This is a genomic window from Mesorhizobium sp. f-mel, from assembly GCF_053850215.1.
Map to the genome: position 1 here is coordinate 28,432 of NZ_JBSPTO010000011.1, position 18,817 is coordinate 47,248.

The following is an 18,817-nucleotide window of genomic DNA, read 5'->3' on the forward strand; positions in this document are numbered from 1 at the left end:
GCGGATCACGCTATTTTGACCTTGCCTGTTATCTCGTCGATGGAGCCAGACCATGATCGGACCCAACCCCAACATCAAGCATCCGATCCCGATGCATACCCGCGTCGGTTTCCTGAAGGGACTGGTCACGGCGCCGAACATCGAGATCGGCGACTTCACCTATTATGACGATCCGGACGGGCCGGACAAATTCGCCGAGCGATGCGTGCTGCATCATTATCTATTCATCGGCGACCGGCTGATCATCGGCAAGTTCTGCGCCATCGCCGAGGGCGCGCGCTTCATCATGAACGGCGCCAATCATGCCATGTCCGGCTTTTCGACCTATCCGTTCAACATCTTCGGTCATGGCTGGGAAGAGGGTTTCGACCCGGCTACCTGGTCGAAGGAATTGCGCGGCGACACAGTGCTCGGCAATGATGTATGGATCGGCATGGAAGCGGCGATCCTGCCCGGCGTGACGATCGGCCATGGCGCCATCGTTGCGGCAAAATCGGTGGTGACGCATGACGTGCCACCCTATGCGATCGTCGCCGGCAATGCGGCCAAGGTGGTGAAGATGCGGTTCGACGACAGGACCATCTGGCGGCTTTTGGCGGCGGCGTGGTGGGATTGGCCGGTGGAAAAGATCAGCCGCAACCTCAATGCCATTCGTGGCGCCGATATTTCTCTTCTGGAGGCAGCGGTTTGAACGCGTTGAACAAGACCGTGATCGGCATCGAGCTGTTCACGCGGCCGTGGATCTTCATCCGCGGCGTGCCGGCAATGAAGTTCCTGCCGCCGGAGGGGCCGCCGGAGATCGCCTTTGCCGGCCGCTCGAATGTCGGCAAATCGTCGCTGATCAACGCCCTGGTCAATCAGAAGGGGCTGGCGCGCACGTCCAACACGCCGGGGCGGACGCAGGAACTCAATTATTTCGTTCCGGGTGGATTTTCCGGCGAAGGCGCCGACCTGCCGCCGATGGCGCTGATCGACATGCCGGGCTACGGCTACGCCACCGCGCCCAAGGAGAAGGTCGACGACTGGACGAAACTCGTCTTCGACTATCTCAAGGGCCGGGTCACGCTGAAGCGGGTCTATGTGCTGATCGACGCCCGCCATGGCATCAAGGCCAAGGATGACGAAGTGCTGTCGCTGCTCGACAAGGCGGCGGTCTCCTACCAGATCGTGCTGACCAAGACCGACAAGATCAAGGCGGCCGGCGTGCCGCGATTGATCGAAGAGACACTGCAGAAGATCAAGAAGCGGCCGGCCGCGTTTCCGTTCGTTCTCGCCACGTCGTCGGAAAAGAGCGAGGGCCTTGAGGAATTGCGCGCGGCGATCGTGCTGGCGGCCAGTGGCGGCTAATGCATGTCGCGCAAAAGTGTGCAGCGGTTTTGCGATAACGACATGCATAAAACAACAACCTAAAGCGCGTCGCGTGAGGCCGGTCAAACGCGACGCGCTTTAGGACTTTGCCTCTAGTGCTATCGTCTGGGTGCTTTCTTCCGTAGTAAGCCTTTCTGTGCCGTAAGCCTTCAGGAACATGCCGACGCCCGACCTGACGATGTGGTCGATTTCATCCGGGCTCGGCGCTTTGGTGCGGTAGGCGAATATGCACTGGCGGAAGAGACCTGCCAGGCACAGTTCGGTGAACTGATAGGCGGCAAGGTCGACATCGTCGATCTTGAGCAGGCCGCGTTCGACGGCGGCATTGAGAAAAACAACGACCTTGTCGTGGCCGCGTTTCGGGCCGCGTTCGTAAAAACGCGCGCCAAGTTCGGGAATCCTGTCGGACGCGCCGATTACCGTGCGCTGCGCCTGGATGACCTTGGCCGAGGTGATCTTGAGGGACAGCACCTTGCCGAACTTCACCAGCGTCTCGCGAAGGTCGTCGGCGCGGTCGAGCATATCGTACATGTTCTTGAAGATCGTGCCGCGCTCTTCCTCGATCAGCGCCTCGAACAGTTCTTCTTTGTTAGCGAAATAGACATAGATCGTGCCCTTGGAGACGCCGGCCTCGCGGGTGATGTCGTTCATCGACGCCGCTTCGAAGCCCTTGTCGATGAAGACGCGGCGCGCGCCCTCGATGATCTGGCTGCGCTTGACCGGGTCCTGTCCCGCCGCGGGGCGGCCGCGACGCAGGCCATCCAGCAGATCGCACTGGTCCTTGTCGGGTTCGGTCATAGTGTCACACCTCGAAAAATATTCGAACCGATCGGTTCGATCACCCTTGATATGGGCCGCTCTCCGCGCTAAGTCAATGTTCGCATCGAACCGAACGGTTCAGTCTTACTGATTGTTTCCAGAGAGATGCCCAGTTTCCAGAGAGATGCCAAGAGAGATCCCCATGTCCTCGAACGCGACCCCAACCGCCGAAGTCCGTCCCTTCCCCAACGCCAAGATCGCGCCAGCAACCGAAGCGCCGAACGCACCGACTGAGCCGGCAATAAGTCCTCCGGCCGAGGCGCCGACGAAAAAGAAACGTTCGGCACGCTCCCTTCTGTTGCCGATCATCGCGCTTGGCTTGCTGGGCGCAGCTGCCTGGTATGGCTACGATTACTGGACCGACGGGCGCTTCATGATCTCAACCGACGACGCCTATGTCCAGGCCGACATGGCATTCATTTCGCCGAAAATTTCCGGCTATGTCGATCAGATCAAGGTGACCGAGAACCAGCAGGTCAAGGCCGGCGACCCGCTGCTGGTCGTCGACAATGGCGACTACAAAATAGCGGTCGCCCAAGCCGAGGCGCAGATCGCCACCTTGAGCAAGACGCTCGACCGTATCGAGGCCCAGACCGAGGCGGCGCGTGCATCGCTCGAGCAGGCGCAGGCGCAGAAGACCGCCGACCAGGCCGCCGCCGCCAATGCGGCGCGTGTTCAAACGCGCGCCGCCCAATTGCTCAAGACACATGTTGGCACCCAGGCCCAGCTGGATGATGCCCAGACCGCGGTCGAGCAGGCCAATGCCGCCCTTGTAGGTGCCGACGCCCAGAGCGCCGCGGCGCAGGCCAATATCGGTGTGCTTCAGGCGCAGCGCGCGGAGACGGCGAGCACGCTGGCGTCGCTGCAGCTTGCCCGGGACAAGGCCGCGCGGGACCTGTCCTTCACCGTGCTGCGCGCGCCCTATGACGGTGTGGTCGGCAACCGCTCGGTCGAGCAGGGCGACCTGATCAGCCCCGGACAGAAGCTCGCCGTCATCGTGCCGATGGACAAGCTCTACATCGTCGCCAATTTCAAGGAGACCCAGCTTGCCCGGCTGGTGCCCGGCGAAAAGGTCCGGATATCGGTCGACGCGATCGACGGCCAGGATTTCGAAGGCACCGTCTCGTCCCTGGCGCCGGCATCCGGCGCGGTGTTCTCGCTGCTGCCACCGGAAAACGCCACCGGCAATTTCACCAAGGTCGTGCAGCGCGTCCCGGTTCGTATCGACGTGCCGGCGGATGTGCTGAAGACAGGCAAGCTGCGCGCCGGCCTCAGCGTCGTCGTGGCCGTCGACAGCCGCACCGCGCCGGCCGCGTCGAACTGAGCGGCCGCTTGGGAGCACTGGCATGGCAACCGCGACCTTGACAGCAGGATCGCCGCCGGCGAGGCCGGCTACGCCTGACACGATTTCCACACGCCGCATCATCGCCTTCCTGGCGATGGTGTTCGGCATGTTTATGGCGATCCTCGACATCCAGATCGTTTCGGCCTCGCTGGCCGAGATCCAGGCGGGCTTGAGCGCCAGCTCCGACGAAATCCCGTGGGTGCAGACTGCCTATCTGATCGCCGAAGTCATCATGATCCCGCTGTCCGGTTTTCTCAGCCGGATGCTGTCGACACGCGTGCTGTTCACCGTCTCCGCGGCTGGCTTCACCGCGGCCAGCGCGCTGGCGGCGACCGCCACCAACATCGACCAGATGATCGTCTACCGCGCCATCCAGGGCTTCATCGGCGGCGGCATGATTCCAAGCGTCTTCGCTGCCGCCTTCACCATCTTCCCGCCGTCGCGCCGCGCCATGGTGTCGCCGATGATCGGTCTGGTGGCGACGCTGGCGCCGACCATCGGCCCGACTGTCGGCGGCTATATAAGCCATGCCACGTCCTGGCACTGGCTGTTCCTGATCAACGTGGTGCCCGGCATCCTGGTGACCGCCGCAGCGTGGTCGCTGATCGACTTCGACAAGCCAAATCTCAGCCTGTTCCGCAAGTTCGACTGGTGGGGCCTTGCCGGCATGGCGGCTTTCCTCGGTTCGCTGGAATATGTGCTCGAGGAAGGTCCTAACAACGACTGGCTTCAGGACCAGGCCGTGTTCATCTGCGCCATCCTGATGACGGCCGGCGCCGTGCTGTTCTTCTGGCGCGCCTTCACAGCCGAGGAGCCGATCGTCGACCTGAAGGCCTTCACCAACGTCAACTTCGCTTTCGGCTCGCTGTTCTCCTTCGTCATCGGCATCGGTCTCTACGGTCTGACCTATCTCTATCCGGTATATCTCGGGCGTATCCGCGGCTACGATTCCCTGATGATCGGCGAGGCGCTGTTCGTCAGCGGCCTGGCGATGTTCGTCACCGCGCCCATTTCCGGCATCCTGTCGCGCAAGATGGATCCGCGGCTGATGATGATGATCGGCTTCTTCGGCTTCGCCGCAGGCACCTGGCGCATGACCTATCTGACCGCCGACTGGGATTTCTGGGAGCTTTTGGTGCCGCAGATCCTGCGCGGCGCCTCGATGATGCTGTGCATGGTGCCGATCAACAACATTGCGCTGGGAACACTGCCGCCTGACCGGCTTAAGAATGCATCCGGCCTGTTCAATCTCACCCGCAATCTCGGTGGCGCCGTCGGCCTTGCCGTCATCAACACCGTGCTGATTGACCGCAACGCATTCCACTACGCAAGGCTGGCCGAGCATGTGCAATGGGGCAGTGCCGAGGCGCAAACCAAGCTGCAGAACATGACGCTCGACTTCCAGCAGAATGCCGGCCTGGACGCGTCCAAGGCGGCGATCTCCAAACTGTCTGCTATGGTCCAGCAGCAGGCTTCGCTGCTGTCCTTCATGGACGTGTTCTATCTCTTGACGGCGCTGTTCGCCACGCTGGCGATCTTCACCATGGTCATCCGCAAGCCGGCAGAGCAGGCTGGCGGAGGTGGCGGACATTGATCGTGCAACTTTGCGCGTCCAAAAAGACGCGCGGCGCTGTAATGCATGTCGCGCAAAAGTGCGCAGCGGTTTTGCGATAACGACATGCATAAGACAACAACCTAAAGCGCGTCGCGTGAGGCCGGTCAAACGCGAGCGCTTTAGGTCAGGCGGTGGCCGGCTTGAAGATCAAGGCGACGCCGTTGATGCAATGACGCAGGCCGGTCGGCGGCGGGCCATCGTCGAAGACATGGCCGAGATGACCACCGCAACGGCGGCAATGGACCTCGGTTCGGGTCATGCCGAGAGACCTGTCCACGGTCTTGCCGACGGCGTTGGGAAGCTCCTGCCAGAAGCTCGGCCAGCCGGTGCCGGAATCGAACTTCGTCTCAGAGGAATAGAGCGGCAGGTCGCAGCCGGCACAGGCGAAGATGCCTTTGCGGTGCTCGTTGAGCAGCGGGCTGGTGCCGGGATATTCGGTGCCTTCCTTGCGCAGCACATTGAAGGCCGCATCGGACAGGATGGCGCGCCACTCGGCCTCGGTCTTGGTGACCTCGAAGGTTTCGGCGGCGTGCGCATCCTGCGGCCGGCCCATGCGCAGCGTTGCTGCCGAGCCTGCCAACAATGCCACAGCGGCGGCACCGCTCCAAAGAAAGTCGCGCCGGATCATCACCATTCCTCCTCTGTCCATTTGCCAAATTCGACCGTCACATGGAAATCAAAAGCTAGTGACGGCCAGCTCCTGACAACCGGCATTACGCACCTGCCCCACGCCTACAGCGGACGGCGCGGAGTGTACGCTTGTCGATTGCGCGGGTCACGCAAGCGGAACCCGCGCAGTCGGCATGGAACCTCAGCCATATCTTCGCTGGCGACGACCGCTTTGTTACATCTTCGGCAGGAGAACCTTGTCGATGACGTGGATAACGCCGTTCGACTGCTCGACATCGGCGACCGTCACATTGGCGACATTGCCGTTCTCGTCCGTCGCGGTGACCTTGCCGTCGTCGGCCTTGAGCGTCAGTTCGCAGCCGCCAACCGTCTTGACCTTATGCGCGCCACCATCGTCCATGGCCATCTTGGCGACGTCGGCGGCCATCGCCTTGGCACCGATGACATGGCAGGTCAGGATCTTGACCAGCTTGTCCTTGTTTTCGGGCTTGAGCAGCGTGTCGACGGTGCCGGCCGGAAGGGCGGCAAAGGCCTCGTTGGTCGGCGCGAACACAGTGAAGGGACCGGCACTCTGCAGCGTGTCGACGAGACCACCGGCCTTGACGGCCGCAACCAGCGTCGTGTGATCCTTCGAGTTGACGGCGTTCTCGACGATGTTCTTGGTGGCATACATGGCGGCGCCGCCGACCATCGGATTCTGGGCATAGGCGGCAGTGGCGAGCGCGGAAACGGCGACCGTGCCGGCAAGCAAAAGGGTGGCGAATTTACGCATTATTTCTATCTCCTCAGTTTATTTATTCCCCTCTTTGGGGCGCAAGGAGATACGAGGGATAAATGCCCGAGTTTCGCCGTTCAGAAGAAAATTTTATTTTTTATAACGGCGAGCATGATTTTCAGGGCAGGAACCTTACAGCCTGCATGCTTCCAAGCTAACGTCACCACAGGCGATAGATTTAAAATCTTCTCGAAAAGTCGGCAGACAGAGGCGATCAGATGCTCTTCAGATCGCCCGCAGCGACCACAGGGCCGGTCGGCTGGCCGGTCGGCGAACCGCCGGCCGGTTCAAGGCTGACCGCAAGAACGGCGCCTTGCGCAAGTTTTTCCTGCACGGCCGGGGAGATGGTCATACGCGCGGTCTGACCGGCCGGGATGACGCCCATCGAGACCGGCGCGTTCTTGCCCTCGATCATCCACAGCTCGAAATCCTTGCCGGCGGCGCGCTCGCCGGAGACATGCGACAAGCCAACCTCGCGATGGGCGGCGTCATAGACGGCGAGGTATCTGACGTCGCTGCCATCGGCAGCCAGCGAGGCGACGAGCCGCGGCTGCTCGGCCGGCGGGTTGAGGTACGGCACGGCGATATAGATCGCCAGCGCCGCGACAGAAGCGGCGGCAAGACCGCGCCAGAAGGCAAGGCTCGACCAGAGGCCGGCGCGAGGCGCTGCGACGAACAGCCGGCGATCCAATGCCTCCTTGACCCTGATCGGGGCCTCTGTCTCCGGATAGGCGGCGGCCATCGGCGAAAGATGCGCCTCCCAGGCATCGACAAGGCGCGCGAAAGCGGCGTCCGCGTCGATACGGCGTGACGCGATCTCGCGTTCGTCCGCGTCCAGCACACCAAGAACGTATTCGGCGGCGAACAGGTCGTCGCCCCCAGGTTCCGGTCCGTCATCCTGTGCCAGCGTCATCTTTCCAGACACTCTCTGAGCTTCAACAGGCTGCGCCGCAGCCAGGTCCGCATCGTGTTCAGCGGCACGCCATGGCGTACGGCCAGTTCGGCATAGCTTTCGCCCTGGAGATAGGCGCCCCGGACGGCCGCCGCCCGGTCCTTTTCCAATTCATCGAGACAACGATAGATGCGCTCCGATTCACCGCCCGCAACAACCGCAGCCTCCGGTCCCGGTGCCGGATCGGCCACCTCGAGCGCAGCATCGATATAGGTGGCAGGCTCTCGCCGCGCCCTTATCCGATCGATCGCATGATTGCGCGCAATGGCCACCAGCCAGGAAATCGGGCTTAGCTCCGAGACGGCGAAACGGTCCGCCTTCGTCCATATCTTGACGAAGACCTCCTGCAGCGCCTCTTCTGCCTCTCCCCGGTCCTTCAATACACGAAGGCAGACGCCGAAAAGTTTCGCGCTGGTCTGCCGGTAGAGCAGATCGAACGCAGCCCGGTCCTTCATCGAAGTCCGGACCATCAGGTTGCTGATGTCCTGCGGCGTCATCGGCTGCCAAATTAGGCAATTGCAATGTATTTGCAACGGCCGAAGCGTTCTTGTGCACCGGGAGCGTCGTCGACTTCGATTGCCAAGAAAATCCGCAACCGCTAGCCTTCTCATAGCGGGGAGAGCGGCAATGTCGGTTGAACGGGTCTTGTGGGAGCACGACGCAACCGGGCTTGCCAGCTTGGTGCGCAAGGGCGAGATCGCGCCGCAGGAGCTCGTCGATGCGGCGATTGCGCGAGCCGAGGCCACCCGCCCGGACATCAACGCCATCGCCGAGCCGCTTTACGAGGCGGCGCGGACGCGGGCGAAAACCATCGACCGCAAGCTGCCGCTGGCCGGTGTGCCCTTTGCACTGAAGGATCTCGGCATTGCCATGAAAGGCGTGCCTACGCATGGCGGCAGCCGCATTCCGGCTTTCGTTGCCGATTTCGATTCGGTGATGACCGAACGCCATCTGGCCGCCGGCCTTGTCCCGATCGCCACCAGCACCTCGCCCGAACATGGGCTGAGGCTGATGACCGAATCCGCCGCTTTCGGCATCACCCGCAATCCGTGGAATACGGCGCATACCAGCGGCGGCTCGTCTGGAGGTGCGGCGGCGCTGGTCGCGGCCGGTGTCGTGCCGGTGGCACATGCTTCGGATGGCGGCGGCTCGATCCGCGTTCCCGCCGCCTGCACCGGGCTGGTCGGACTGAAAACCTCGCGCGGCCGCGTGCCGCTGTCGCCGCTCGTCACCGAAAGCTGGTACGGTCTGGTCGTCGACCACGCCGTTGCCCGCTCGGTCCGGGATTCGGCCTTGCTGCTCGACCTAACCCATGGACCCGATCCGCTGTCACCGTATGCGGCGCCGCCGCCGAGAGGAACTTTTGCCGCCGCAGCAGTGCGTGACCCCGGCAAGCTGAAACTGGCCGTCTACCGGAAATCGCCGCTCGGCCTGCCGATATCGGCCGAGACGCTGACGGCGCTGGACACCGCTGTGGCATTGGCGCGCGAAGGTGGCCACACGATCGAGGAGATCGATCTCCCCTATATCGGTCGCGACTTCATCGCCGATTTCGCCAGGACGGTGGCTGCAGCAGTCGCCGGCGCGATGCGCATTGAGGTCTTGCGTGTCGGCCGCTCCGTTTCGGGCGACGTCGAGCGCGCCACCCGTCTGATGAGCCGCTTCGGCGAGATCGTCTCGGCCGGCGAGATCTATGCCGGCCTGCAGCGGCTGCATGCCACGTCGCGCCGCCTGATCACCGAGACCGCGCCGTACGATGCCGTGCTGATGCCGGTTATCGCCCATCCGCCGCTCGCCTGCGGGGCCATGGACCCGAAGGGCGCCGACGCGTTCATAGAGGACGTCCTCGACAGGCTGCGCCTCGCCCGTCTGCTGAAATTCAAGCCGCTGTTCGGCCAGTTGATGGACAAAAGCCTGTGGTTCACGCACTGGCCGGCGATCCAGAACGTCAGCGGCCAGCCGTCGATCGCGCTGCCTGTTCACGTCACCGATGCCGGCCTGCCGCTCGGCATCCAGGCCGCCGGCCGACCCGGCGATGAGGAGACCTTGTTGTCCTTCGCCGCGCAAATGGAGAAGATTTCGGGATGGCAGGCGCGGCGGGCGCCGCTGCGGATGCCGGCATAAAGCGGGCCGATTCCACCTGATGTGACAGCAAAGCCGTTTGCCCCCTGCTCCAATTCCCGCTAAGACGCCGCCGTTCATGCCAAGCTGGGAACCATGCCGATGACGGACGTCGCCGCCACCGCCGAAATGCAGGCCGCGCTGCTTTCGAGGGCACTGCCCTACATGCAGCGCTACGAAAACAAGACGGTCGTGGTGAAATATGGCGGCCACGCCATGGGCGATATTGCGCTCGGCAAGGCCTTCGCCCGCGACATCGCGCTGCTGAAACAATCGGGCGTCAATCCGATCGTCGTCCATGGCGGCGGGCCGCAGATCGGCGCCCTGCTAAGCAAGATGGGCATCGAATCGAAGTTTGAGGGCGGCCTGCGCGTCACCGACCAGAAGACGGTCGAGATCGTCGAGATGGTGCTGGCCGGCTCGATCAACAAGGAAATCGTGGCGCTGATCAATGCCGAGGGCGAATGGGCCATCGGCCTGTGCGGCAAGGACGGCAACATGGTTTTCGCCGAAAAGGCACGCAAGACCTTGATCGACCCGGACTCCAATATCGAGCGCGTGCTCGATCTCGGCTTTGTCGGCGAGCCGGTCGAGGTCGACCGCACGTTGCTCGACCTTCTGGCGCGCTCCGAAATGATCCCGGTGCTGGCGCCTGTGGCGCCCGGCCGCGACGGCCATACCTACAACATCAATGCCGACACCTTTGCCGGCGCCATCGCCGGCGCCTGCCAGGCGACACGCCTTCTGTTCCTCACCGACGTGCCCGGCGTGCTCGACAAGAACAAGAAGCTGATCGATGAGCTGACCGTGGCCGAGGCGAAGGCCTTGATCAGGGACGGCACGGTGTCGGGCGGCATGATCCCAAAGGTCGAGACCTGCATCGAGGCGATCGAGCGCGGCGTCGAAGGCGTCGTCATCCTCAACGGCAAGACGCCGCATTCTGTACTGCTCGAACTGTTTACCGAACACGGCGCCGGCACGCTGATCGTGCCGTGAGCGCAGGCTGACAGCTTGTCGGCCAGAAATCCAGGGCGGCGCAGGCGCCTGGGCGAACTCACCGCCTGAGGTGCCCAAGCGGCACGTGGCCCGGCCCCTTGATGTTCTGCAGCACGAGCTGCGTGTGGACATCGCGCACGCCGTCGAGCCGCATCAGCCGGTGCATGACGAAGGCGTTGAGCTCGTCGACCGACGGCACCATCACATGCAGCAGGAAATCGTAATCGCCGGTCATCGTCCAGCACGACGACACCTCGTCCATGCGCTGCACGGCGGCGATGAAGGTTTCGGGCGAACCGTCGCTGTGGGTTACCAGGCGCACCTGAATGAACACTTCGACCATCAGGCCGATGGCGCGGCGGCTGAGCACAGCGGCAAAGCCCTTGATGATGCCGGCGCTCTGAAGAGCCTCGAAGCGGCGCGCGCATGGCGTCGTCGAAAGGCCGATCTCCTGGGCCAGTTCGGACACCGGCTTGCGCCCATCACGCTGCAAGATATCGAGCATCTTGATCTCAAAATCGTCAAACTGAGGCACTTTCACTCTCCTGCAGCTTTTCTGTGGTGGCTTTTACCTCAAATCGCCTGTTCGGGCCATCATCAAAGCGGATTTGCCTCACCGGACCCGGCTAAACTTTTCTAATGTTAGTCGTGATTTCCAGGGAGAACAGCCATGACGATGAGCGTTGCCGATTACGCCCGCGAATGCGCGGCGCAAGGCCTTCGCGGCGACTATTCGGTCTGCCGTGCCGATTTCACCGTGGAGCAGAGCTACAACTACACCGCTGACGAGCAGGCGGTGTGGCGTACACTGTGCGACCGCCAGACGAAGCTGACTAAAAAGTTGGCACACCGGTCCTATCTCGACGGCGTCGCCACGCTGGGCCTGCTCGACAGGATTCCGGATTTCGGTGTCGTCAGCGAAAAGCTGCGCAAGCTTACCGGTTGGGAAATCGTCGCCGTGCCGGGCCTCATTCCCGCACCAGCCTTCTTCGTCCACCTCGCCAACCGCCGCTTTCCGGTGACCAACTGGCTGCGGACGAAACAAGAGCTCGACTACATCGTCGAGCCGGATATGTTCCACGACTTCTTCGGCCATGTGCCGGCGCTGACGCAGCCGGTCTTTGCCGATTTCATGCAGATGTATGGCGAGAAGGCCGAGCATCTGATCGCGCTCGGCGGCGACGAGATGATCAGCCGCCTCTACTGGTACACTGTCGAATACGGGCTGATCCAGGAACCAGGCCAACCGCTGAAGGCTTTCGGCGCCGGGCTGATGTCGTCCTTTGCGGAACTTCAATTCGCGATTGAAAGCAAGGACGCGCACCATGTCCCCTTCGATCTGGAAACGGTGATGCGCACCAGCTATGAGATCGACAAGTTCCAGCGCGCCTATTTCGTGCTGCCGTCCTTCGACGTTTTGCGCGATGCCTTCCAGAACGTCGCTGGCCTGGCAGCGATCGTCGGACGACACAAGGGCAAGCCGGCGCTCGACCCTGCGAAACTTTAGGCCTGGGCAGGCTCGGACGCTCGCAGCCGATCGGCGCGGGCGTCATTGGTGGTGCACTTTGATTGCGATTCCCTCGGCAGGGCGGCTGAGCCGGGCTTCTACACGCCGATGACCTTGCCGAGGTGGTCGCCCAGCCGGCAGGCCAGTGCGACGATCGTCGTCGTCGGGTTGCATTCGCCGGACGTGCAAAACACGGAGGAACCGCCGACATAGAGATTGTCCATGCCGTGCACCTTTGAGTTGGCGTCCACCACGCTTTTGGTCACGTCCGCGCCCATGCGGGTGCCGCCCATGTGGTGGTGGCCGGCCAGTTCCTCGTTCGTCGGATAGTCCCCGCCATTGGTGAGCCAGTCGGCGATGCGCACCCGGCCGAGATCCTTCCGGACGAGCGTCTTGCCGAACAGCCTCAAGCCCTCGAGGAGCGTGCGGCGCTCCAGCTCCGACTTTTTCCATTGCAGTTCAATGCGCGGCACGCCGGCTTGGTCGACGTCGGTCTTCGACAACCGGATCTGGTTCGAGGCCAGCGGCGCCTGTTCCCAGGCGACATAGAGCTGGGCGGCGCAGCGCAGGTTCTGGCTGAGCTGATAGGACAGCCATTCCGCCATCTCCGGCGCCGTGCAGGCGAGGTCGGCGATGACGCTTTTGATGCCGGGGTACGGCGTCTCGATCAGCCTGATGCCGAAATTCATGATCTCGAGGCGCTCCATGGCCGCCAGCGTCGGCGAGAAGAAGGCCTCGTTGGTGGCGTCGACCTCGAACTCGCTATAGTCGGCGAGGATGGCATTGCCGCCTTCGAAAGTCGGATGCTCCATCCAGTAGCGACCGAGCGCCGTCGCCTTCGGCACCACGCCGCCGTTCGAGCGCTGGTTCGACCACAGAAGCAGCCGCGAGTTTTCCAAGCCGCCGGTACAGACGATGAAATAGTCGGCGGTAAAAGAGCCGGCATCCCGGCCGTTCGACCACAGTTTGGCGCCGGTCACCCTCTTGCCGTCGCCGGTAAGCTCGGTGGCATAGGTGCTGAGCACCACGGCCACGTTCATGCTCTTATCGAGTTCGTCGACAAATTTTTCGCCGAAGCGTACGGCTGGGCTCTTGATCAGTTGCACCCAGCGAATGTCGTCCGAGATCGGCACATCCGGCCGGAAGTCGGGAAGTTCCAGGATGTCTTGGACTTCGGGCAGATAAGGCTCGATGTCGGCACGGCTGATCGGCCAGCCGGTATCCGGCGCCCAGGCCTTGGGCTCGAAGTCCTGGCTGTCGAGCACCCGGCACCAGCCGGCCCAGTGATTGGAACTGCCGCCCATGAAGCGCAACCGGGTGATGTCGAGATCGAAATAGGGATCGCCGACCGTGACGCCGCGGTAGAAATCCTGCGAATCGTCGCTGAACTCGCGGGAGCCGGCCTCCAGCATTACAACCGGAATGCCGGCCGCGCCAAGCTTCCTGGCAATCGTGGTGCCGGCTGGCCCGGAGCCGAGTATGCAGACCTTGGCGGCGAAGTTCGCAGCGCGAAATGCCTCATAACTGTCGAAGATCAAGTGAGGTCGCTCCTTTTGAGGATCCAACCATTGACCTCGACGATCGCGTCCGGATCGGTATCGGGCAGCTTGCGGAACAGCGACAGGGCCGGCAATGCGATCAACGCCTGCACGATCGTGCGGCGCGATATTTTCTTGGTGAAGAAACTCATGGCACGTCTCTCGATGGCTTCGATCCACGCATGGCGTTCCCTGAACATACTCGCCAGGAGAAGCCAATTCCGTGCCAAACCTAGCGCCACACTTTGCTTGAGCCGTGTAAGCGGTCTGGCTGAGTCCAAACAGCGTTAGGATTTCCTTAATGAGCGAGACCGCTCAGGCCGCTTCGGAAATGTCCCTGTCCAGGATGGTCAGATTACGGCCGCGATGCTTGGCCTGGTAAAGGCGATGGTCGGCGGCACGCATCAGATCCGATACGCCGGCATCCGCGCCGCAGGTGACACCGCCGATGCTGACGGTGAGGGGTATGACCCGCTCATCGACGGGACGGAAGCGGATCAGTTCGACTTCACGGCGAATGCGTTCGGCGACGCGTTTGGCTTCCTGTTCGGTGGCGCCGACCAGAAACGCACCGAATTCCTCGCCGCCGATGCGGCCGATCACGTCGCCGCTGCGCACGCCGCGCTCGATCGCGCTTGCAATAAGGAGCAACGCCTCGTCGCCGGTCAGGTGGCCGTAGCTGTCGTTGATGATCTTGAAGTGGTCGGCATCGATGATCAGCAAAGCACCGCGATCGGATTTACGCCGGGAGGCGTCGAGCGCCGCAAAGAAGCTCTCGCGGTTGAGCATGCCGGTCATGTCGTCGCGGCTCGCTTTTTCCGACAGGCGCCGATGCGCTGCGGCGAGCTGGGCATGAGCGCGGGCGAGGTCGCGATGGGCGCTTTTCAACCTCTCGCCCTGCCAGAACGTGTAGGCGCCGGCGATCCAGGCGAGCGCCAGCGGGCAGACCGTGGATGTCAGCCAGATCGTGCGGTTGATCGGAAAGCCCATTGCCGGGACGACAATGAGCGTCAACAAAAGCGAGACCGCGAGGGAGGCGAAAGCGACGGCGGCAGACTTCAGAAATATGCGGCTCATCGCTGGCTCCCCCTGAACCGTCTCTGTGCCAGCAAGCCCTGAATGCCACCTTTCGGCGATGCCTAAAATTTGAATCATCGCGCCATTTCCGCCACTCGCAACGCGCATAAGTTGTGGATAAAGCCTCTGCCAAAAGTATGGTTTCGTGCCATAAGGATTGCATGACCACGCTCCCGGATCCGGCCCGCTTTGCCCATGTCACCGACTGGGTGTTCGACCTCGACAACACGCTCTATCCGCACCATTCGAACCTGTTCTCGCAGATCGACGTTAAGATGACTGCCTATGTCGGAGAACTGCTGACGCTGCCACGCGACGATGCCCGCAAGCTGCAGAAGGAACTCTACCGGGAATACGGCACGACGCTGAACGGTCTGATGTCGCGCCACGGCATCGATCCCGACGACTTTCTCGAGAAGGTTCATGACATCGACTATTCCTGGCTGGTTCCCGATCCCGTTCTCGGCACCGCCATCCGCCAGCTTCCCGGCCGCAAGTTCATCTTCACCAATGGCGACCGCAGGCATGCCGAACGCACCGCGCGCCAACTCGGCATCCTCGACCATTTCGACGACATCTTCGATATCGTCGCTGCCGGGCTGAACCCCAAGCCGGCGCGCCAGACCTACGAGAAATTTACGGAACTTCACGCCGTCACCGGCCATAATGCGGTGATGTTCGAGGATCTGGCCCGCAACCTGTCCGTGCCGAAATCGCTGGGCATGACCACGGTGCTGGTCGTGCCACGCAACTTCGAGCCGACCTTCTCGGAGATCTGGGAACGTGACCCGGCCAATGAAGATGATGTGGATTTCGTCACCGACGATCTTGCCGAATTCCTCACCGCGATCGTCGACGTCACTGCTTGAGGCAGTTGCTTCGCGCAGCCGGATCGATACCGCAGCCCCGCGGCCTAAAGCGTGTAGAAACGGCTGATAATTCCCCAGGCCTCGTCGGCGGTGTCGACGAAATCGATGATGTCCTGGTCGCCGGGGGTGATTGTGCCTTGCTCGGCGAGGAAATCGAGGTCGATCGCCCTTTTCCAGAACGCCTTGCCGAACAGGATCACCGGCACGCGCTCCATGCGGCCGGTCTGGATCAAGGTCAGCGTCTCGAAGAATTCGTCCATCGTGCCGAAGCCGCCCGGAAACACCGCGACAGCCTTGGCGCGCATGACGAAATGCATCTTGCGGACAGCGAAATAGTGGAAGTTGAAACAGAGCTCCGGCGTCACATAAGCATTCGGCGCCTGCTCGTGCGGCAACACGATGTTGAGGCCGATCGACGGTGCGCCAACATCGTCGGCGCCGCGGTTGCCGGCTTCCATGACGCCGGGTCCGCCGCCTGTCACCACGACGAATTCGCGATAATAAGAGGTGGCCGACTGCTGCGAGCAGAGGCGGGCGAATTTTCGCGCTTCCTCGTAATATTTACTGTTTTTCTCGAGGTTCTTCTTCTGCGTCTCGTTTTTGGCCGCCCAGGCTTCGCCGTCCGGCTCGGGGATGCGGGCCCCGCCGAACAGGATGACGGTCGAGCGGATGCCGCGCTCGGCCAGGATCATCTCCGGCTTCAACAGTTCGAGCTGCAGCCTGACCGCGCGCAATTCGCGCCGCGTCATGAAGTCGGGATCGTTCCAGGCCAGCCGGTAGGTCTCGGCACGCGTCTGCGGCGTGTCCGGCACGCTTTTCGACCGCTCCAGATCCTCGTCCGAATGCGGCAGCGGCGTCCACCCCGCCTTTTCCATAGGAGTCATATTACCTGCCCGTCCAATTATTCACTTGCGCCGTCCCGTGACGCAGCCGCGATTGACCCTCACCAAGCCTTCACATAGGGTCCGGCGACTTTCAAAACAGGTTAAGGTGCGGCCCCTTAACAGCTTGGTAATGGAGCGAATTCATGTCGAAGCCCGATCTGGGGAGCCTCGAAAAGACTATCGAAACCGCCTTCGAGGAACGCGAGACGATTTCGACGGCAACCCGCGGCGCGACGCGGGACGCCATCCAGTCAGCGCTGGACCTGCTCGACCGGGGTATCGCCCGCGTTGCCGAGCGCCAGGCCGACGGCAAATGGCATGTCAACCAGTGGCTGAAGAAAGCGGTGCTGCTGTCGTTCCGGCTCAACCCGATGGAGATCATCAAGGGTGGTCCGGGCCAGGCCGTGTGGTGGGACAAGGTGCCGTCGAAATTCGACGGCTGGAGTGCCATCGATTTCGAGAAGGCAGGTTTCCGCGCCGTGCCGTCGTCGATCGTGCGGCGCTCCGCCTATGTCGCGCCAGGTGCCGTGCTGATGCCGTCCTTCGTCAATGTCGGCGCCTATGTCGACAGCGGCACAATGGTCGACACATGGGCCTCGGTCGGCTCCTGCGCCCAGATCGGCAAGAATGTGCATCTGTCGGGCGGCGTTGGCATCGGCGGCGTGCTGGAGCCGATGCAGGCCGGCCCCACCATCATCGAGGACAATTGCTTCATCGGCGCACGCTCCGAGGTGGTCGAAGGCTGCATTGTGCGCGAGGGCTCGGTGCTCGGCATGGGCGTCTTCATCGGCCAGTCGACCAAGATCGTCGACCGCGCCACCGGTGAGGTCTTCTACGGCGAAGTGCCGGCCAATTCCGTCGTCGTCGCCGGCTCGATGCCCGGCAAGCCGTTGCCCAAGGGCGAGCCCGGTCCGAGCCTTTACTGCGCCGTCATCGTCAAGCGGGTCGATGCCAGGACCCGTTCCAAAACCTCGATCAATGAACTGCTTCGCGATTGATCCTTCGCAAAAAAACGGACGCACCCGCTTGCTCGACAGACCTCGATTTCTATGGCTTTTCTTCAGCCTTTCCGGGCGAGTGAACCCAAGTGCCTATGTTTTGGCGGGTCTTTTGCCGCTCCTGGTTCAGCTTTTTCTGCTCTACCAGTTCTCGCGAACGCCGCTAGGCACCGCCGCAAGTCAGTACTGGGCGCTCGCCTGGTGGATCGCTGTGGTTGTCTCGACATGGTCGACCTTTGCGCTAACGGCGAAGCGGTTCCACGATTTCGGCAAGCCTACCTACTACGCATTGATCTCTCTCATCGTCGGCGCCATTCTCCTTATCATTTTGGCCTTTTTCAAAAGTGATCCCGGACCCAACCGCTACGGCAAACGCACCAATGCGCCGGCCGAATCCTGAGCGCCGATCGGGTATCTAGCCATGCGCTACCGTACGCTTGATTCGAAACTGATCATCGAAACCGCCGAGCGACTGGAAAAACGTGTCGCCGAGCGGTTTCCCCATGCAGGCTTGCGTGGCGTCGCCATAGAACTTGTGTCGCTGTCGCGTGATCTGGCCAAGGCGGCGAAGGCGCTGGAGGCACCGATCTGGTGGCTGCGCGGCGTCGTCATCGCCGCCATTGCCGCCGGTGCGCTGATGTTCCTGTTCGTCGGCACCATCCTGCCGCTCGGCCGTATCTCTGGAGCCGACGATGCCGTCCAGTCGGTGCAAGGCATCGAATCGTTGATCAACATGATCATCCTCACGGTGCTCGGCTTCCTGGCCTTGATCCGGACCGAGGAGCGCATCAAGCGCAAGCAGGTGTTTCGCAAGCTTCACGGCTTGCGATCGCTGATCCATGTCATCGACATGCATCAGCTGACCAAGGATCCGGCAGCGCTTTCAACCGATTTCAAGCCGACATCGCATTCACCGGCACGCATAACCGACCGTGCCGATCTCGCCCGCTATCTCGACTATTGCTCCGAAATGCTGTCGATCACCGGCAAGGTCGCCGCGCTGTTCGCCCAGTCGGTCAACGACAATGTGGTCGTCGATGGCGTCAACGACATCGAGTCCCTGAGTTCCAACCTGTCGCGGAAGATCTGGCAAAAGATCACGCTGATCGACGGTCCCTTGCGGGCTCGTCCAGGTACCTAAGCTAATCTTAATCACCTTGGTCCAGCATGCGCCGTGGAGACTGTGTCGACCGGCACGGAGCACTCGACTGGCATACGACGAACCCCTGGCCAACCCGAAAACGCGCGGAAAGCGAAGCGCCGGCGCGCGGCTGTTCGCCTGGTTCTCTTCACCGATCAGAGCGGAACCGGAAGCCGTCCGCG

The 18,817-nt window shown here is 62.2% G+C and carries 21 protein-coding genes; 11 read left to right on the forward strand and 10 right to left on the reverse strand.

What is annotated here, in order from left to right; translation table 11 throughout:
- The first annotated feature begins 52 nt into the window (after window positions 1-52).
- Both ACWUKX_RS15720 and yihA read left to right on the forward strand, forming a co-directional pair.
- A complete protein-coding gene (locus ACWUKX_RS15720) occupies window positions 53-691 on the forward strand; it encodes a CatB-related O-acetyltransferase (protein WP_456007846.1) in 639 nt (212 codons plus the stop codon).
- Entirely contained in the window at window positions 688-1,347 is a 660-nt protein-coding gene (gene yihA / locus ACWUKX_RS15725) for a ribosome biogenesis GTP-binding protein YihA/YsxC (RefSeq protein WP_456007847.1), read from the forward strand. The genes ACWUKX_RS15720 and yihA overlap by 4 nt, the downstream gene beginning before the upstream one ends.
- Window positions 1,348-1,446: 99 nt before the next feature.
- Here yihA and ACWUKX_RS15730 read toward each other — a convergent pair whose 3' ends face one another.
- A complete protein-coding gene (locus ACWUKX_RS15730; protein ID WP_456007848.1) occupies window positions 1,447-2,166 on the reverse strand; it encodes a TetR/AcrR family transcriptional regulator in 720 nt (239 codons plus the stop codon).
- Between the two features lie 163 nt (window positions 2,167-2,329).
- Between ACWUKX_RS15730 and ACWUKX_RS15735 the strand changes: the two genes are divergently transcribed.
- Entirely contained in the window at window positions 2,330-3,511 is a 1,182-nt protein-coding gene (locus tag ACWUKX_RS15735) for an HlyD family secretion protein (RefSeq protein ID WP_456007849.1), read from the forward strand.
- A 22-nt stretch (window positions 3,512-3,533) separates the two neighbouring features.
- The gene (locus ACWUKX_RS15740) at window positions 3,534-5,126 is read left to right on the forward strand and encodes an efflux MFS transporter permease (protein ID WP_455838752.1); all 1,593 of its coding nucleotides are present in this window, start codon (window positions 3,534-3,536) and stop codon (window positions 5,124-5,126) included.
- A 145-nt stretch (window positions 5,127-5,271) separates the two neighbouring features.
- Here ACWUKX_RS15740 and msrB read toward each other — a convergent pair whose 3' ends face one another.
- From msrB to ACWUKX_RS15760, 4 genes are all read right to left on the reverse strand, one after another.
- On the reverse strand, window positions 5,272-5,775 hold the full coding sequence (gene msrB / locus ACWUKX_RS15745) for a peptide-methionine (R)-S-oxide reductase MsrB (RefSeq protein ID WP_456007850.1): 504 nt from the start codon (window positions 5,773-5,775) through the stop codon (window positions 5,272-5,274).
- 216 nt (window positions 5,776-5,991) lie between these two features.
- On the reverse strand, window positions 5,992-6,549 hold the full coding sequence (locus ACWUKX_RS15750; protein ID WP_065011697.1) for a fasciclin domain-containing protein: 558 nt from the start codon (window positions 6,547-6,549) through the stop codon (window positions 5,992-5,994).
- Window positions 6,550-6,766: 217 nt separating this feature from the next.
- Complete coding sequence (locus ACWUKX_RS15755; protein WP_456007928.1) at window positions 6,767-7,465, reverse strand: anti-sigma factor; 699 nt, start codon at window positions 7,463-7,465, stop codon at window positions 6,767-6,769.
- Window positions 7,462-8,001 carry a sigma-70 family RNA polymerase sigma factor gene (locus ACWUKX_RS15760; protein ID WP_065011610.1) on the reverse strand — a complete coding sequence of 180 codons (540 nt, stop codon included), beginning with the start codon at window positions 7,999-8,001 and terminating at the stop codon, window positions 7,462-7,464. The genes ACWUKX_RS15755 and ACWUKX_RS15760 overlap by 4 nt, the downstream gene beginning before the upstream one ends.
- A gap of 130 nt (window positions 8,002-8,131) precedes the next feature.
- Between ACWUKX_RS15760 and ACWUKX_RS15765 the strand changes: the two genes are divergently transcribed.
- Together ACWUKX_RS15765 and argB are read left to right on the forward strand one after the other, a co-directional pair.
- The gene (locus ACWUKX_RS15765) at window positions 8,132-9,628 is read left to right on the forward strand and encodes an amidase (RefSeq protein WP_135933837.1); all 1,497 of its coding nucleotides are present in this window, start codon (window positions 8,132-8,134) and stop codon (window positions 9,626-9,628) included.
- 99 nt (window positions 9,629-9,727) lie between these two features.
- Window positions 9,728-10,621, forward strand: a complete 894-nt coding sequence (argB, locus tag ACWUKX_RS15770) for an acetylglutamate kinase (RefSeq protein WP_029347289.1) — start codon at window positions 9,728-9,730, stop codon at window positions 10,619-10,621.
- A gap of 58 nt (window positions 10,622-10,679) precedes the next feature.
- Here the strand turns inward: argB and ACWUKX_RS15775 are convergent, their stop codons facing one another.
- Window positions 10,680-11,156 carry an Lrp/AsnC family transcriptional regulator gene (locus ACWUKX_RS15775; RefSeq protein WP_029347288.1) on the reverse strand — a complete coding sequence of 159 codons (477 nt, stop codon included), beginning with the start codon at window positions 11,154-11,156 and terminating at the stop codon, window positions 10,680-10,682.
- Window positions 11,157-11,291: 135 nt separating this feature from the next.
- On the opposite strand from ACWUKX_RS15775, the gene phhA reads away from it, so the two are divergent.
- Entirely contained in the window at window positions 11,292-12,128 is an 837-nt protein-coding gene (phhA, locus tag ACWUKX_RS15780) for a phenylalanine 4-monooxygenase (protein ID WP_456007851.1), read from the forward strand.
- Window positions 12,129-12,226: 98 nt separating this feature from the next.
- Here the strand turns inward: phhA and ACWUKX_RS15785 are convergent, their stop codons facing one another.
- The 3 genes from ACWUKX_RS15785 to ACWUKX_RS15795 form a co-directional block, all read right to left on the reverse strand.
- Window positions 12,227-13,666 carry a GMC oxidoreductase gene (locus ACWUKX_RS15785; protein WP_456007852.1) on the reverse strand — a complete coding sequence of 480 codons (1,440 nt, stop codon included), beginning with the start codon at window positions 13,664-13,666 and terminating at the stop codon, window positions 12,227-12,229.
- Window positions 13,663-13,818, reverse strand: a complete 156-nt coding sequence (locus ACWUKX_RS15790) for a hypothetical protein (RefSeq protein WP_101918682.1) — start codon at window positions 13,816-13,818, stop codon at window positions 13,663-13,665. Before ACWUKX_RS15790 ends, ACWUKX_RS15785 begins: the two co-directional genes overlap by 4 nt.
- A 163-nt stretch (window positions 13,819-13,981) precedes the next feature.
- Window positions 13,982-14,743: a GGDEF domain-containing protein gene (locus tag ACWUKX_RS15795; RefSeq protein WP_287150411.1), complete on the reverse strand. Its 762-nt coding sequence runs from the start codon at window positions 14,741-14,743 to the stop codon at window positions 13,982-13,984.
- Between the two features lie 161 nt (window positions 14,744-14,904).
- Between ACWUKX_RS15795 and ACWUKX_RS15800 the strand changes: the two genes are divergently transcribed.
- Complete coding sequence (locus tag ACWUKX_RS15800) at window positions 14,905-15,612, forward strand: pyrimidine 5'-nucleotidase (protein ID WP_456007853.1); 708 nt, start codon at window positions 14,905-14,907, stop codon at window positions 15,610-15,612.
- Window positions 15,613-15,656: 44 nt separating this feature from the next.
- Here ACWUKX_RS15800 and ACWUKX_RS15805 read toward each other — a convergent pair whose 3' ends face one another.
- Window positions 15,657-16,496: an LOG family protein gene (locus ACWUKX_RS15805; RefSeq protein WP_127315468.1), complete on the reverse strand. Its 840-nt coding sequence runs from the start codon at window positions 16,494-16,496 to the stop codon at window positions 15,657-15,659.
- A 143-nt stretch (window positions 16,497-16,639) separates the two neighbouring features.
- Between ACWUKX_RS15805 and dapD the strand changes: the two genes are divergently transcribed.
- From dapD to ACWUKX_RS15820, 3 genes are read left to right on the forward strand one after another with little or no spacing between them, the layout of a single operon-like run.
- Window positions 16,640-17,494, forward strand: coding sequence for a 2,3,4,5-tetrahydropyridine-2,6-dicarboxylate N-succinyltransferase (dapD, locus tag ACWUKX_RS15810; RefSeq protein ID WP_029347279.1), 855 nt, complete (start codon window positions 16,640-16,642; stop codon window positions 17,492-17,494).
- Window positions 17,475-17,894 carry a DUF805 domain-containing protein gene (locus ACWUKX_RS15815; protein ID WP_166487830.1) on the forward strand — a complete coding sequence of 140 codons (420 nt, stop codon included), beginning with the start codon at window positions 17,475-17,477 and terminating at the stop codon, window positions 17,892-17,894. The genes dapD and ACWUKX_RS15815 overlap by 20 nt, the downstream gene beginning before the upstream one ends.
- 21 nt (window positions 17,895-17,915) lie before the next feature.
- Window positions 17,916-18,635 (forward strand): hypothetical protein, encoded by a 720-nt coding sequence (locus ACWUKX_RS15820; protein ID WP_456007854.1) that lies wholly within the window; start codon window positions 17,916-17,918, stop codon window positions 18,633-18,635.
- The last annotated feature ends 182 nt before the right edge of the window (window positions 18,636-18,817 follow it).

What these genes read in the sequence shown, in the direction of transcription:
- ACWUKX_RS15760 (WP_065011610.1), bottom strand. Translation starts at nt 8,001, where the DNA reads ATGACGCCGCAGGACATCAGCAACCTGATGGTCCGGACTTCGATGAAG.
- ACWUKX_RS15800 (WP_456007853.1), top strand. Translation starts at nt 14,905, where the DNA reads ATGACCACGCTCCCGGATCCGGCCCGCTTTGCCCATGTCACCGACTGG.
- phhA (WP_456007851.1), top strand. Translation starts at nt 11,292, where the DNA reads ATGACGATGAGCGTTGCCGATTACGCCCGCGAATGCGCGGCGCAAGGC.
- ACWUKX_RS15730 (WP_456007848.1), bottom strand. Translation starts at nt 2,166, where the DNA reads ATGACCGAACCCGACAAGGACCAGTGCGATCTGCTGGATGGCCTGCGT.
- ACWUKX_RS15820 (WP_456007854.1), top strand. Translation starts at nt 17,916, where the DNA reads ATGCGCTACCGTACGCTTGATTCGAAACTGATCATCGAAACCGCCGAG.
- argB (WP_029347289.1), top strand. Translation starts at nt 9,728, where the DNA reads ATGACGGACGTCGCCGCCACCGCCGAAATGCAGGCCGCGCTGCTTTCG.
- ACWUKX_RS15755 (WP_456007928.1), bottom strand. Translation starts at nt 7,465, where the DNA reads ATGACGCTGGCACAGGATGACGGACCGGAACCTGGGGGCGACGACCTG.
- ACWUKX_RS15750 (WP_065011697.1), bottom strand. Translation starts at nt 6,549, where the DNA reads ATGCGTAAATTCGCCACCCTTTTGCTTGCCGGCACGGTCGCCGTTTCC.
- dapD (WP_029347279.1), top strand. Translation starts at nt 16,640, where the DNA reads ATGTCGAAGCCCGATCTGGGGAGCCTCGAAAAGACTATCGAAACCGCC.
- msrB (WP_456007850.1), bottom strand. Translation starts at nt 5,775, where the DNA reads ATGATCCGGCGCGACTTTCTTTGGAGCGGTGCCGCCGCTGTGGCATTG.
- ACWUKX_RS15765 (WP_135933837.1), top strand. Translation starts at nt 8,132, where the DNA reads ATGTCGGTTGAACGGGTCTTGTGGGAGCACGACGCAACCGGGCTTGCC.
- ACWUKX_RS15795 (WP_287150411.1), bottom strand. Translation starts at nt 14,743, where the DNA reads ATGAGCCGCATATTTCTGAAGTCTGCCGCCGTCGCTTTCGCCTCCCTC.
- ACWUKX_RS15805 (WP_127315468.1), bottom strand. Translation starts at nt 16,496, where the DNA reads ATGACTCCTATGGAAAAGGCGGGGTGGACGCCGCTGCCGCATTCGGAC.
- ACWUKX_RS15720 (WP_456007846.1), top strand. Translation starts at nt 53, where the DNA reads ATGATCGGACCCAACCCCAACATCAAGCATCCGATCCCGATGCATACC.
- ACWUKX_RS15790 (WP_101918682.1), bottom strand. Translation starts at nt 13,818, where the DNA reads ATGAGTTTCTTCACCAAGAAAATATCGCGCCGCACGATCGTGCAGGCG.
- ACWUKX_RS15740 (WP_455838752.1), top strand. Translation starts at nt 3,534, where the DNA reads ATGGCAACCGCGACCTTGACAGCAGGATCGCCGCCGGCGAGGCCGGCT.
- ACWUKX_RS15735 (WP_456007849.1), top strand. Translation starts at nt 2,330, where the DNA reads ATGTCCTCGAACGCGACCCCAACCGCCGAAGTCCGTCCCTTCCCCAAC.
- ACWUKX_RS15815 (WP_166487830.1), top strand. Translation starts at nt 17,475, where the DNA reads ATGAACTGCTTCGCGATTGATCCTTCGCAAAAAAACGGACGCACCCGC.